At 40.8% G+C, this 14505-nt stretch carries 13 protein-coding genes; 9 read left to right on the plus strand and 4 right to left on the minus strand.

Annotated features, from left to right (window positions below):
* Nucleotides 1-345: 345 nt before the first annotated feature.
* The gene (locus R0J88_RS17965) at nt 346-594 is read right to left on the minus strand and encodes a YfhL family 4Fe-4S dicluster ferredoxin (protein WP_410900613.1); all 249 of its coding nucleotides are present in this window, start codon (nt 592-594) and stop codon (nt 346-348) included.
* A 415-nt stretch (nt 595-1009) separates the two neighbouring features.
* Nucleotides 1010-2398, minus strand: coding sequence for a tRNA 5-hydroxyuridine modification protein YegQ (gene yegQ / locus R0J88_RS17970; RefSeq protein WP_410900614.1), 1389 nt, complete (start codon nt 2396-2398; stop codon nt 1010-1012).
* A gap of 227 nt (nt 2399-2625) precedes the next feature.
* Between yegQ and ndk the strand changes: the two genes are divergently transcribed.
* From ndk to der, 9 genes are all read left to right on the plus strand, one after another.
* A complete protein-coding gene (gene ndk, locus R0J88_RS17975) occupies nt 2626-3057 on the plus strand; it encodes a nucleoside-diphosphate kinase (protein ID WP_008111339.1) in 432 nt (143 codons plus the stop codon).
* A gap of 183 nt (nt 3058-3240) precedes the next feature.
* Nucleotides 3241-4374, plus strand: coding sequence for a bifunctional tRNA (adenosine(37)-C2)-methyltransferase TrmG/ribosomal RNA large subunit methyltransferase RlmN (locus R0J88_RS17980; protein ID WP_006793574.1), 1134 nt, complete (start codon nt 3241-3243; stop codon nt 4372-4374).
* A 116-nt stretch (nt 4375-4490) separates the two neighbouring features.
* Nucleotides 4491-6359 (plus strand): type IV pilus biogenesis/stability protein PilW, encoded by a 1869-nt coding sequence (gene pilW, locus R0J88_RS17985; RefSeq protein ID WP_410900615.1) that lies wholly within the window; start codon nt 4491-4493, stop codon nt 6357-6359.
* Entirely contained in the window at nt 6356-7216 is an 861-nt protein-coding gene (locus R0J88_RS17990; protein ID WP_039037221.1) for a RodZ domain-containing protein, read from the plus strand. The genes pilW and R0J88_RS17990 overlap by 4 nt, the downstream gene beginning before the upstream one ends.
* A gap of 5 nt (nt 7217-7221) precedes the next feature.
* Nucleotides 7222-8340: a flavodoxin-dependent (E)-4-hydroxy-3-methylbut-2-enyl-diphosphate synthase gene (gene ispG / locus R0J88_RS17995; protein WP_006793571.1), complete on the plus strand. Its 1119-nt coding sequence runs from the start codon at nt 7222-7224 to the stop codon at nt 8338-8340.
* A 256-nt stretch (nt 8341-8596) separates the two neighbouring features.
* On the plus strand, nt 8597-9877 hold the full coding sequence (hisS, locus tag R0J88_RS18000) for a histidine--tRNA ligase (RefSeq protein WP_410900616.1): 1281 nt from the start codon (nt 8597-8599) through the stop codon (nt 9875-9877).
* A 19-nt stretch (nt 9878-9896) separates the two neighbouring features.
* Nucleotides 9897-10517, plus strand: coding sequence for a YfgM family protein (locus tag R0J88_RS18005; RefSeq protein WP_410900617.1), 621 nt, complete (start codon nt 9897-9899; stop codon nt 10515-10517).
* 10 nt (nt 10518-10527) lie between these two features.
* A complete protein-coding gene (bamB, locus tag R0J88_RS18010) occupies nt 10528-11706 on the plus strand; it encodes an outer membrane protein assembly factor BamB (RefSeq protein ID WP_410900618.1) in 1179 nt (392 codons plus the stop codon).
* Between the two features lie 74 nt (nt 11707-11780).
* The gene (gene der / locus R0J88_RS18015; RefSeq protein ID WP_010556037.1) at nt 11781-13247 is read left to right on the plus strand and encodes a ribosome biogenesis GTPase Der; all 1467 of its coding nucleotides are present in this window, start codon (nt 11781-11783) and stop codon (nt 13245-13247) included.
* A gap of 78 nt (nt 13248-13325) precedes the next feature.
* Here der and R0J88_RS18020 read toward each other — a convergent pair whose 3' ends face one another.
* Nucleotides 13326-13829: a zf-TFIIB domain-containing protein gene (locus R0J88_RS18020; RefSeq protein ID WP_410900619.1), complete on the minus strand. Its 504-nt coding sequence runs from the start codon at nt 13827-13829 to the stop codon at nt 13326-13328.
* A 27-nt stretch (nt 13830-13856) separates the two neighbouring features.
* The gene (locus R0J88_RS18025; RefSeq protein WP_410900620.1) at nt 13857-14444 is read right to left on the minus strand and encodes a DUF4202 domain-containing protein; all 588 of its coding nucleotides are present in this window, start codon (nt 14442-14444) and stop codon (nt 13857-13859) included.
* Nucleotides 14445-14505 lie beyond the last annotated feature (61 nt).

A 14505-nucleotide genomic window follows, 5' to 3' on the forward strand; every position in this document is an offset into this window, starting at 1 on the left:
CTCGACTCACTAAGTGGTTTGCTTGCCTCGCTAAGCGTTGCCTGCTCTGCCGTCTCAGTGGGGTCGCATTATAGGGATATTCGAATGATGGTCAACGTTTATTTCACGCTTATTCAAAAGAATTTGGTTTTAGTACAAAATATATACAAACTGCGGTTTGAGGGGGTATAATTTGCATATAAAAAGACCTTTCAATCAGTTTATACAAAGGATGAGGTTATTTACTTTGAACTAATTTCACTCTTACGAAAATAATAACTTTGAGCCTCCTTATAATTATTCATCTTTAGCACTCACACAAACTGCTTTTATATATAGCTGTATGAGTAAAATTGTTAGGTACTATTACTGACCATTAATACGTATATATTTATCGGCTAACTCATCTATAGTTTCTCGGCAATTTGGATCTGGTTTAATGCAATCTATTGGACATACACTTATACAGGTTGGCTTTTCATAATGCCCTACACACTCGGTGCACCTTTCAGAATCTATCTGATAAATTTTAGCCCCCATATATATAGCTTCATTTGGGCACTCTGGGTCGCACATATCACAGTTAATGCATTTATTATTTATTAGTAGTGCCACTATTACCTCCTTCGTTGACCTTGAATAAAGTGCGAATACTGAATCGCACTTGCTTTATATAGTTTATAAGTTACTTAACGCTTTTCATCTCTAAAAAATACACCGAGCACCCATTAACTTTTTATTGCAAACCACTAAGAAAACATTAATCTTAATGTCATTAATTAAGTTTTGGAGTTAAAAACAATGGCTGATTATGTATGGATATTCCCCGCAGTTGTACTTACTATCATTTTGGTTAAACTGGTTATAACTCATATAAACACTAAGAAAGAAGAGTCTTGATTTAACAGACTGCATGTAAATTAGTTCATTTCTTTAATAAGTAGCTTTTATTATGAATAAACTTTTTCGTTTTATTTAAGCAATAAAGTTCACAGTGATATACAGATACCTTCATTACTAAGTTTAATCGTTAATTCGCTACTGCATGCTTATGTGGGTTACGTGTATCTTGGTGCTCATCTAAATTACGCATCAATATAGCGTGCTCTAAATTAATACCTTCATCTAACGGAACTTTTACAATATGCCCTGAGCCTTTGGCATCGCTAATACTTTCGCCCTTTTTGTTTTGCATGTATTCAAGCTCAAACGTAATGTTTCCTTGCGGTGTCATCAGCTCTAAAGAATTCCCAACACAAAATTTATTTTTAACGTCTATTTCAACTAGTCCATTTTCGCTGCGCCCTAGTACTTCACCCACAAATTGCTGCTTAGTAGACACAGAATGACCGTATTCGTAGTTTTGATATTCTTGGTGAGCATGGCGCTTTAAAAAACCTTCGGTATAGCCTCTATGTGCTAAGTTCTCAAGCGTCTTAAATAAGTTTGTATCGAATGGTTTACCCGCAACCGCATCATCTATTGCTTTACGGTATACCTGAGCGGTGCGCGCAACGTAATAAAACGATTTAGTACGCCCTTCTATTTTTAAGCTATGTACGCCCATTTTTGTAAGTTGTTCAACATACTGCACGGCACGCAAATCTTTTGAATTCATAATATAAGTGCCATGCTCATCCTCAAACGCAGGCATGTATTCACCTGGGCGACCTTGCTCTTCAAGCATAAATACATCATTGCTTGGTGCGCCTTCGCCGAGAGTAGGAATTACCTGTTTCGGATCAAACTTATGCACCATTTCGCCCGTCTCGTTTTCAACCCCAGGTTTTACATCGTATTCCCAACGGCATGCATTCGTACACGTACCTTGATTTGGATCGCGCTTATTTATATAACCCGAGAGTAAACATCGTCCAGAATAAGCCATACATAATGCACCATGCACAAATACTTCTAACTCAGTTTCTGGACACTGTGTGCGTATTTCCTTTATTTCTTCAAGCGATAGCTCACGAGATAAAATAACACGCTCAATACCTTGTTTTGCCCAAAACCGCACACTAGCGTAATTAACGGCATTTGCTTGCACCGATAGGTGAATAGGCCTGGCTGGCCACTTTTCACGAACAAGCATAATTAAACCCGGATCGGACATAATCAGCGCATCGGGCCCCATTGCTATTACGGGCTCAATATCACGTAAATACGATTTAACCTTAGCATTATGCGGGGCAATATTTGATACCACATAAAACTTTTTATTTAATGCGTGAGCTTCATTAATACCTATTTGTAAGGTCTCCAAGTCAAACTCATTATTACGCACACGCAAACTGTAGCGAGGCTGGCCGGCGTAAACGGCATCGGCCCCATATGCAAAGGCGTAACGCATATTTTTTAAACTGCCTGCAGGGCACAATAGTTCAGGTATAAAAGGGCTTGAAGAAACAGGTGACATTTGCGCTCCCTACAACAAAGGGCATTAAGCCAATTGTGTGCGTCATAAATTTAAATATAAAATCAAAGCGCGGCAGTATAAATAGCTCTAAAAATTTCCCCTTGATCAAGATCATAAAATTGTAATTGAACTGGTTTTTAATAAAATTAGGATTTTTCAGCTAAAGCGCGTATAATTCGCGCCCGTTAATATTCACACTTTTACTTATAAATTATTGGAGCATAAAGATGGCTTTAGAGCGTACTTTCTCAATCGTAAAACCTGATGCAGTAGCTAAAAACCACATCGGCGCTATCTACAACCGTTTCGAAACTGCTGGCCTTAAAATCGTTGCAGCTAAAATGGTTCACCTTTCACAAGAGAAAGCTGAAGGCTTCTACGCTGAGCACAGCGAGCGTCCTTTCTTTGGCGCTTTAGTATCTTTCATGACTTCTGGCCCAGTAATGGTTACCGTTCTTGAAGGCGAAAACGCTGTTCTTAAAAACCGTGAAATCATGGGTGCTACTAACCCTGCTGAAGCACTAGCTGGTACTTTACGTGCAGACTACGCTGACAGCATCGACGAAAACGCTGTTCACGGTTCTGACGCTGTTGAATCTGCTGCTCGCGAAATCGCGTACTTCTTCGCTGACGAAGAGCTTTGCCCACGTACTCGTTAATTTGAGTTTCACAGTTAACCCTGTGATGCAAAGAATGAAAAGGGCTTTCGAGCCCTTTTTTAGTCATTAATTAAAGTATTACACTGGCATATTTGATGTTTTACTTAATGATTAAAGTGAGTGAATTGTGTACAATTCGCCCTTGTAAATTTTATCACCACCGTTACTGATTAAGGTTGTTTCATGACCACTGCGCAAAAAAAGATTAACTTATTAGATTTAAACCGAGATGCAATGCGTGAGCTATTTGTATCGTTCGGTGAAAAGCCGTTTCGTGGCGATCAGGTGATGAAATGGATTTATCATTTTGGCGTAGATAACTTCGACGAAATGAGCAATGTAAATAAAAAACTTAAAGAAAAGCTCAAAGCTGAATGCGAAATTGTCGCCCCTGAAATATCAGTTCGCCAACAAGCGAGCGACGGCACAATCAAATACGCATTAGTACTTGAAGGCGGCCAAGAAGTTGAAGCCGTGTGGATACCAGAAAAAGAACGTGCAACGTTATGTGTATCTTCGCAAGTTGGCTGTGCTTTAGAATGTACGTTTTGCTCTACCGCACAACAAGGCTTTAACCGTAACTTAAAAGTGTCTGAAATTATTGGCCAAGTATGGCGTGTAGCTAAAGATATTGGCCTTGATGGCAACAGCGAAAAGCGCCCGGTTACTAACGTAGTAATGATGGGTATGGGCGAGCCATTGCTTAACGTTAAAAACGTAGTACCTGCTATGGAATTAATGATGGACGACTGGGGCTTTGGTTTATCTAAGCGCCGCGTAACATTAAGTACATCGGGCGTGGTACCGGCACTTGATTTATTAAAAGAGAAGATTGACGTAGCGCTTGCCATTTCACTTCACGCGCCAGATAACGCACTGCGTGATATTTTAGTGCCTATTAATAAAAAGTACCCTATTGAAGAGTTTTTAGCGGCATGTCGTCGTTACATTGATGGCTCTAAAGCCAATAAAGACGTAACAATTGAATACGTAATGCTTAACGGCGTAAACGACAGCACTGATCAAGCTCACGAATTAGTTAAAACGTTAAAAGGCACGCCTTCTAAGGTAAACCTTATTCCGTTTAATCCATTTCCGGGTAACGAATACACACGCTCGAGCAATAGCCGAATAGACCGCTTTTCTAAGGTTTTACAAGCTGCTGGCATTACATGTATTGTGCGTCGTACTCGCGGGGATGATATTGATGCGGCATGTGGGCAATTAGCTGGCGATGTAGTTGACCGCACTAAACGTATGGCGAAAAAGAAAATGCGTGACGATAACAAAATCTCAGTTAACATCCAGCAAGCCTAAATTTAGTTAAATTACTAAAAGCCCTCCTGTTAAATCGTTTATTATTAAATAATTGATGCAACATGAGGGCTTTTAGGTAATATAGGCAATATGGACAAAAATAAAGAGATAAGGTAATGCGATCTATACTTGCTATAACACTATCGGCACTGGCTTTAAGTGGCTGTGTTACCGAAAGTAGTTATAACGGCAGTAATAAGCCCGTTGTCAAAAATAAAATCAATAACGCCGGGGCAGCACGCACTCGAATAGCTTTAGCCTTACAGTACCTAAAAACAGGTAACAATTCACAAGCAAAATACAACCTAGAACGCGCTGCTGAATTCGCTCCCAACTTACCTGAAGTTCATTACTCTATGGCCTATTACTACCAGCAAGTAGGTGAAAACCCATTAGCCGACAGAGCCTATCAAAAAGCATTAGATATAAAGCCTGATGATCCTAATACGCTCAACAACTACGGTGTATTTTTATGTGGTATTGATGAATACGACCGCGCCACTGATCAATTTTTAAAAGCCATTGAAATTCCAACGTATATTCGTGTTGCCGAGAGCTACGAAAATCTAGCATTGTGCGCTATTGAATTTGACGATTTTGAAAACGCAGAAACTTACTTCAAGCAAGCGCTTAATCACAGCTCTCAACGAACCTCAACTCTTATAAGTTTAGCGGCTTTGTTTTATGCAAAAAGTGATTTATACAAAGCAAACGACATTCTTAAAAAACATGACGACACAGGTCGGGTTTCGTCGCGTGCTTTAATGCTTAGCTATTTAGTAAAAAATCGTATGGGGCGAATAGAAGAAGCCGAAAAAGTAGCAAGCACCCTTTTACAAACCTACTCTACTAGTAACGAAGCGTATGCAATCAGAGAGCAACGAACACGTTTTAACGAATTTGAAATACTGCGTGAAAAATACCGTAAAGCAAAACTAAATGAGTTAAAAGCTGATGCAGACAGCACATATATAAGTGCAAAACCAAAAATAAAAATAGTCAGAAAAAAAGCGCCTAATCAAGACAGCACAAAAAGCCTGGTTATTAAACAACCAGCGCAAGTTAGATCTGCAGAGCCTGAGCAAAACACGCAAGACGCGAATCCAGTCATTGCTAGAAATGATACAAACACAAGCATTGAAAACACCGTTGCTGCAGTTTCAGCACCACAACAAATTGCTCCCAAAAAAACAACTAAAGCAACAGCAACAGCAATTGTCGAACAGCCAGAACAAGTTGAAATAAAGCAAGTTACACCTACTGGGCCATCAACAGATACGTCGGCAGTATTACTTGCATTAACAGCCCAACCAAAAACAACAAATATGCCTGAGTCAGTTATTGAAGAGCCAGCTACTAATTCAAGCACAGCAGCTTCAACAGTTACAGCTAAAATAGTAACAGCAGCACCAAAAGAAGAGGTGAAAATTATTTCTTTTGGGGCGCCTAAAACGGCTAACTTTAATTCTCCTCAAATAAATCAGCCAGCAGTCACGACGAACACGACAGCTGCCAGTAACGACTCAAATGTTGTTTTTTACGAAGCCACTAAAAATGAAGATATTTTTGAAACGAGTGGTTACCAAAGCGGTAGTGACGTTACTTTTACAAACTTATCATCAAATAAGCAAACAGCGTTACCTATGTTAAATCCTAAAGTCGCTACATTACGAGTGCCTTTTCATATCATTGAGTTTGGTGAAAACCTATTTAGCATTTCGGTGCGATACAATGTTAAACTACAAAAACTCCTGCAATGGAATGGACTAAAAGAGTCGGATCGGGTAATGAATGGCAGCAAAATTTACTTAAACGATCCTAATATTTATTACGAAATTAAATCTGGCGACTCCCTTTACGATATTGCTACCCAGAAGCAAGTATTAATTGATGAATTAATGCGATGGAATAAATTAAGTCCTGATATAGAGCTAAAACCAGGACATAGACTTTTACTAGTGGATCCAGACTCATACCTATTATGAATGAAGAAAATACGCAAAGCGAGCAGCCTACAGTAGGCCAAATTTTAAAAGCACACAGAGAGCAAGCCAAGGTAAGCATTGAAACCATCGCTAAACCACTAAAGCTATCTGAGTTTCAAATTAAACACCTTGAAAATGACGATTTTCAAGCGTTAGGACCTATTACTTTTGTTAAAGGTTATATAAAGAACTATTGCCGTGAATTAAAAGTAGATAGCGCACCTATATTAGCCATGTTGCCAGCACCACCTGAGCCAGCAAAACCAGCTAACATGCAAAGCTTTTCTCGTCGTACAGAAAAAGAAGCAAGCGATAGCCGTTTAATGTTGGTAACTTACATTATTATAGCCATTGTTATTGGCTCGTCTGCTTTATGGTTTTGGCAAAACGCCACCCCAATTGAAGAACAAACCACAAATATAAATATTGGCAACACCATAATGAGTGAACGCCAAGCCATTCAATCAACTAATATTGAACAGCAGAAAACAGCAAACGATGTTGATGAGTTACGCCAAGAGCCTGTTGAGCAAAGTACAGATTTAACAAATAACGAAATAACACAAGCAGTTAACGAACAAACTTCAGAGTCAGATACCGATAAAGCCGACATCAGCACAATAGAAATGCTATTTAATGACGAAAGCTGGGTCGAAATTCACGACGGCGAAGGCGAAAAAATAGCCTTTGGCGTTAAAAAAGCAGGTTACAGAATGACTGTTTCTGGTACACCTCCTTTTGCTGTTGTGCTTGGTAAGCACAATGTAGTTAACATTACCTTAAACGGTGAGCCAATAGATATTTCGGCTTTTCCTAAGAACCGTTTAGCCAAATTTACATTACCATTAGCAGAGTAGTCGCTATGTTTTCAGAATCACCAATTAAACGCAGAAAATCCACCCGTATTAATGTAGGCAATGTGCCTATTGGCGACGGCGCTCCAATTGCCGTCCAGTCGATGACTAATACCGACACCATGGACGTTGATGCAACCGTTGCACAAATTCAAGCCATACAAGATGCTGGCGCCGACATAGTACGAGTATCGGTACCGACTATGGACGCAGCTGAAGCGTTTAAAAGTATAAAAGAGCAAGTAAGTATTCCGCTTGTTGCCGACATTCATTTTGATTACCGCATAGCCCTAAAAGTGGCAAAGTATGGCGTAGATTGCTTACGTATAAACCCTGGTAATATCGGAAGCGAAGAGCGCATTAGAGCTGTTGTTGATTCAGCTCGAGAGCACAATATCCCTATTCGTATTGGCGTTAATGGCGGCTCACTTGAGCGCGATTTACAGGAAAAATATGGTGAACCAACACCTGAGGCGTTATTAGAATCAGCAATGCGCCATGTTGATATATTACGTCGCCTTGATTTTGATCAATTTAAAATATCGGTAAAAGCATCAGACGTATTTTTAGCTGTTGGCGCATACCGCTTGCTTGCAAAAGAAATAGACCAACCTTTGCATTTGGGTATCACTGAAGCTGGCGGCATGCGTTCAGGTTCAGTGAAATCGGCTGTTGGCTTAGGCATGTTACTAGCTGAAGGCATAGGCGATACATTACGTGTATCACTCGCCGCCGACCCGGTACAAGAAATAAAAGTAGGCTTTGATATATTAAAATCACTGCGTATTCGCTCTCGTGGTATTAACTTTATTGCCTGCCCTAGTTGCTCACGCCAAGAATTTGATGTAGTAAGCACTATGAACCAATTAGAAGAACGCCTTGAAGATATAATCGAACCGGTTTCTGTATCGGTTATTGGTTGTGTAGTAAATGGCCCTGGTGAAGCACTCGTCAGTGATATTGGCCTTGCAGGTGCAAATCGCCGTTCTGGTTTGTATATAAATGGTGAACGTCAAAAAGCCCGTATCGACAATAACAATATTGTTGAGCAATTAGAGGGCTACGTTCGCGATTTCATAGATAAAAAACAAAGCCAAACCCCTATCGATGTAAAAATAGTCGAATAAATAACGTATAAACCGCCAAGCATTTGTGTTTGGCGTTGACCTTTATAATAGATTTACCCAAGCATTCAAAAATACAGAGCTCAACGCTTCATCAGGCTTTATATCAAAGTATTACTTTTAACAATGGTAATTTCTTTTAATTCCAACGACGCTCGCATCTTTAGTTGGTTTGGGTATATAATGTCGGGTCAATTTTAAGCATTCTCGTTGTGTAAGCATTTTTTTATTACACATAAACAGTAATTAGGATTTATCAGTGGCAAAACAAATTCAGGCAGTTCGCGGTATGAACGATTGTCTGCCGGGCGATACACAAATTTGGCAGAAAGTAGAAAACATTTTACGCGAGACTGTAGCATCGTTCGGTTATCAAGAAATTCGTTTTCCTATTGTAGAATCAACCGATCTATTTAAACGCTCTATTGGTGAAGTAACCGATATAGTAGAAAAAGAAATGTACACCTTTGCCGATCGCAATGGCGACTTACTAACACTTCGCCCAGAAGGCACCGCAGTGTGTGTACGTGCTGGCAACCAAAATGGCTTACTGTACAATCAAGAACAACGACTTTGGTACATGGGCCCAATGTTTCGCCATGAACGCCCGCAAAAAGGGCGTTATCGTCAATTTCACCAATTTGGTTTAGAAACCTTTGGTATTGCCACAGCCGATATAGATGCTGAAGTTATTTTATTAACAGCACAGCTGTGGGAAGCATTTGGTATTACTGAGCATGTACGATTAGAGCTTAACTCTTTAGGTTCTAACGAAGCGCGCGCCGATTACCGAGATGCGCTTGTTGCTTACCTTGAACAACATACCGACGTGCTTGATGAAGACTCAAAGCGCCGCATGTATTCAAACCCGTTACGTGTACTTGATAGCAAAAACCCTGACGTACAAGCAATATTAGTTGATGCGCCTAAATTGTCTGAGCATTTAGATGCTGAATCAAAAGAACATTTTGAAAATTTATGTGAACGTTTAGACGCAGCTGGCGTCTCATACACGGTTAACGAAAAATTAGTGCGCGGTTTAGACTATTACAACCGCACAGTATTTGAATGGGTAACCGACAGTCTTGGCGCGCAAGGCACTGTGTGTGCAGGTGGACGTTACGACGGCTTAGTAGAGCAACTTGGTGGAAAGGCAACCCCTGCAGTTGGCTTTGCAATGGGCCTAGAGCGCTTAGTATTGCTACTACAAGCACTTGAATGTGTTGGTGACATACGTCGTAATGCTGATGTATATTTAGCGGCAATGGGCGATAAAGCAAGTATTCAAGCCCCAATTATTGCGTCAGAACTACGCCGTGATGTGGCTGGCCTTCGTGTGATGGTTCACGCGGGTGGCGGAAACTTTAAAAAACAATTAAAACGTGCCGATAAAAGCGATGCACTTGTTGCCGTAATTATTGGTGAAGATGAATTAGAGCAAGGCGTTGTGACCATAAAGTATTTACGCGAGCGTAAAGAACAAGTCACATTAAAATTAGAACAAGCTAAAGCGCTACTAGCTGAGCTTATAAACGGCTAAGCAGATATTAGAGGTAATCATGGATATACATTCAACAGAAGAAGAACAAGCAGAAGCAATTAAACGCTTTTTCCGTGAAAACGGTCTTTCACTGGCACTTGGTGTAATTGTCGGCTTAGGTGGCTTATACGGTTGGAAAGCTTACAACCAAAACCAAATTACAACCGCTGAGCAAGCGTCAGATTCTTACACTAAATTAGTTGAAGGCGATGATGTTTTATCGTCAGCTGATGCTTTTATCAGTGAAAATAAAGACACAAACTATGCTGCACTTGCGGCTTTTGTTGCCGCTAAAGATGCGGTAGAAGCACAAAAATTAGATGTCGCTAGTGAAAAGCTAAGCTGGATTGTATCAAACGTTGATAATGCAGAATTAAAAGCAATTGCAATTACACGTTTAGCGCGTATTCAAATTGCACAAACTAATTTTGACGATGCTTTAAACACACTAAATGCACCATTACCTGAAGCATTTAATGCAAACGTAGCAGAACTTAAAGGCGATATTTACGCTCAGCAAGGTAATAAAGAACAAGCACGTACTGCTTACCAAGCCGCGGTAGATGCAGGTGGGTTAACAGGCAACCCACTCTTACAAGTTAAGTTAGATGACCTAGCAGTAACTAGCCCAGCGGCATAAGGTTTTAGGTATGAAAAAATTAACGACCGCAACCCTTGCCCTATGTATGGCAACGCTAATGGGTTGTTCATCAAGTGATGAAGAAGACGAACTAGTCCTTCCAGAAATCGTCAATCAGTTTGAAACTGATGTGGTTTGGCAAGAGTCTGTAGGTAGCGGCGTAGAGCATTATTTTTCTCGCTTAACACCTGCTGTTTACAAAGACACTGTTTATGTTGCTAACCGCGAAGGTCAAGTAGAAGCGTTATCGCTTACTAACGGCAATGTACAGTGGGACACCGACGTACGCCAAGACACTTCTTTTTGGCCTTGGAGCGACGACGGTTCAGCAAAATTATCAGGCGGTATATTACAAGCTTATGGTAAACTGTATATCGGTTCTGAACATGGCTTTATTGTAGCACTTGACCGCGAAACCGGCGAAGAGGTATGGCGTAAAAACGTACCTGGTGAATCACTTTCTAAAGCAGCAGCTGGCGACGGCTTAATATTTGTAAACTTAGGCTCGGGTAAATTACTGGCCCTTCATCCAGATACTGGTGAAGAGCGTTGGAGCTTTGAGCAAGAAGTGCCTGCGCTTACATTACGCGGACAAAGTGCACCCACGGTTGCCAATGGTGGTGTTTTAGTTGGCCTTGAAACAGGTAAATTAAGCGTATTAATTTCAGAAAGTGGTTACTCAGCTTGGAGTGCAGAAATTGCAGCTGCAAAGGGTGCCTCAGAATTTGAACGCCTAGTTGATGTAGACACGCAGCCACTTATTAGCGGCCCATACGCTTATGCAATTGCATATAACGGCAACTTAGCTGCAGTAGATATTCGCTCTGGTAATGTTGTTTGGAAGCGCGAATACAGTAGCTATCGCGAAATTTCGATGGATGCGCAAAGTATTTATGTAGTAGACAGCAACGGCGTTGTTTATGCATTAGATAAAAATTCAGGTATTGAACGTTGGAGCCAACCCGCACTTCGTGGTTGGTACTTAACAGGTCCTGCTGTTACAGGTAACTATTTAGCCTTAGGCGACCAGGAAGGTAACCTACATTGGCTAAACAAAGACACTGGTGAGCTTGTATCTCGTGAAGACTTTGACAGCTCAGGCTTCTTTGTTGAACCTGTTGTTGCCGACGACAAACTGATATTATACACCCGTGACGGTGAAGTAAGTGCGGTAACAATACCAAACTAACTAGCTAACACTTAAAGGTTTTTTGTAAGGCTTCGCTCTGCGAAGCCTTTTGTTGTTTTTTAAAGAGGTAGTTTATGCTTCCCGTGATCGCTCTAGTTGGGCGACCCAATGTGGGCAAATCCACATTATTTAACCGTTTAACACGTACTCGTGATGCACTCGTAGCCGATTTTCCAGGTTTAACACGAGATAGAAAATATGGCCAAGCTAATTACGATGGCTATGAATTTATCGTGGTGGACACGGGCGGTATTGATGGCACAGAAGAAGGCATCGAGATCGAAATGGCTGACCAATCGCTACTTGCTATTGAAGAAGCCGACATCGTACTGTTTTTAGTAGACGCACGCGTAGGTATGACCGTTGCCGACCAAGCTATTGCCAATCATCTTCGCAAGCAAGACAAAAAATGTTTTGTTGTTGCCAATAAAACCGATGGCATAGACGCTGATTCAAACTGTGCTGAATTTTACCAGCTATCACTGGGTGAAATTCATCACATAGCAGCAGCGCATGGTCGTGGTATTACACTTTTACTTGAGCACACACTTCAGCCTGTGATTGCCGAACTAGCAGCACAAGATGAAGACGTTGCCGATGACGATGAAGAGCTAATAGACCTTTACGAAGAAGGTGAAGGCGATGATACCGACCACCAAGCATTTGCAGATAAGCCGGTAAAGCTTGCTATTATTGGCCGTCCTAATGTTGGTAAGTCAACACTTACAAACCGTATACTCGGTGAAGAGCGTGTAATTGTGTACGATATGCCAGGTACAACGCGCGATTCTATCTATATCCCTATGACACGAAACGAAAAAGAGTACGTGTTAATCGATACAGCCGGTGTACGTAAACGTAAAAAAGTAAGCGACGTAGTAGAAAAGTTTTCAGTTATTAAAACACTGCAGGCTATTGAAGATTGTAATGTTGTTTTACTAGTTGTAGATGCGCGCGATGGTATTTCTGATCAAGACTTAAGTTTATTAGGTTTTGCGCTTAACTCAGGTCGTTCATTGGTTATTGCCGTGAACAAATGGGATGGGCTTGATGACTACGTTAAAGATCGTATTAAAACCGAGCTTGACCGTCGTTTAGGCTTTATTGACTTTGCACGCTTGCACTTTATATCAGCACTTCATGGCACAGGTGTTGGCCACTTATTTGAATCGGTTGATGAAGCGTACGAGTCAGCAACTAAACGTATAAGTACTGCAATGCTACGCCGTATTATGGACATGGCACAGGCCGATCACCAGCCGCCACTTGTTCGTGGTCGTCGTGTTAAGCTTAAATACGCGCATGCCGGTGGTTATAACCCGCCGCGTATTGTAATTCACGGTAACCAAGTTCACGATTTACCAGATAGCTACAAACGCTACCTAATGAACTACTACCGTAAAGCACTTAAAATTATGGGCACCCCAATCAAAATTGAATTTAGAGAAGGTGATAACCCATTTGCAGGGCGTACTAATAAAGTAACGCTTTCGCAAAAACGTAAAATACGTGCTTTTGCAAAAGAAAACCGTAATAAATAAACGGCATAAGCGTTAATTTATTACAAAAAACGGCGTACTTTTTAGTACGCCGTTTTTGTTTTAATACATTATTAAACGTTACAAGCTAAGTAAAGCTAAGCGCACTAAGTTCTCAACCGTGGTTTCGTGCGCACTTTTATTTTTATTAGTTGGTATAAACCTAGAAGCAGGCGGCTTAATAGTTATAAACCCATGATTGGTGGACATTTCGTGCGCTAGCAGTTTTCGCTCTTTGGGTGTTAAATGGTTTTCGTGTATTTTTGCAAGCTCACCACTATCAAGCCATATTCCTGCACAACCCGGGCACTCGTCTATCTCAACCACTTTGAGCGGTGAAAAATACCGGCGCATCATCACTATGCTTGCGCACTTTGGGCAATTTACTCGCATTGAAACATCGCCTTCATTTTCGGTATAGTTACTTAAGTGTTTAAGTAAAACCTGACCATGCTTTAACTCAGGCGAGCTAAACTTAAAAATTTGGCTGTTATCAAAAAACACGCCGCCTTGCGCTGACGTAAAAACAGTAATGCCGCCAACGAGTAAAGGTTCAAGTGGCGTATTAGTTCTAGGGCAATACATTTAAAATTCCTTTTCATTTATGTTCTTTTACTCAAGCGCTTTATGAATAAGCCCAACAAGCGGCGCTGGCAATGTAATATTACCTGCAAGTACAAACTCATGCGCGTCACCTGACATTTTTTGCCATGTACGGCGAATAATCCCTATCCATTTTTGCTCATCGTAATCAGGCTTACTATTAGCAAACCCCAACATGTAATGCTCAATAAATACGAGGCTTGCTACGTCTTCTACTAATTGGCTGTCTGGGTTACGTTTAATATTTTTTTTAGCTACCGCATCGTACACTCTGTTTTGCTCAGCTTCGCCGTAACCAGCTTGCTTCATGAGCGCAACAACACTACTTGCATGAAATATATAAAGTGCACTGCGCCATTGATGATAACCTTGCTTGTTCATTTCAAAGTCACTACGCGGCGACTTCCAACGTTGTATATGCTGCCCACGCACTGCAATTTGCATAAGCTCGCCAGCATCGGGGTTAAAACGGCTAAGCATGTCGCTCATTCGAGTAGCATAAAGGCTTTCTTTGGGCACGCTTTGCCCATTAAATTGCTCACTATTTGGGTCTTGGTTGTTTGCTTCATCAATCAAGGCGATTACTTTATTAAACATGACAGTCATTTTTTATAATAAGTTCTAATCATTCTAAACGCTGATAAAACAATAAACTAGA

Source organism: Pseudoalteromonas sp. SIMBA_162 (assembly GCF_046535955.1).
GTDB classification, from domain to species: domain Bacteria; phylum Pseudomonadota; class Gammaproteobacteria; order Enterobacterales; family Alteromonadaceae; genus Pseudoalteromonas; species Pseudoalteromonas marina.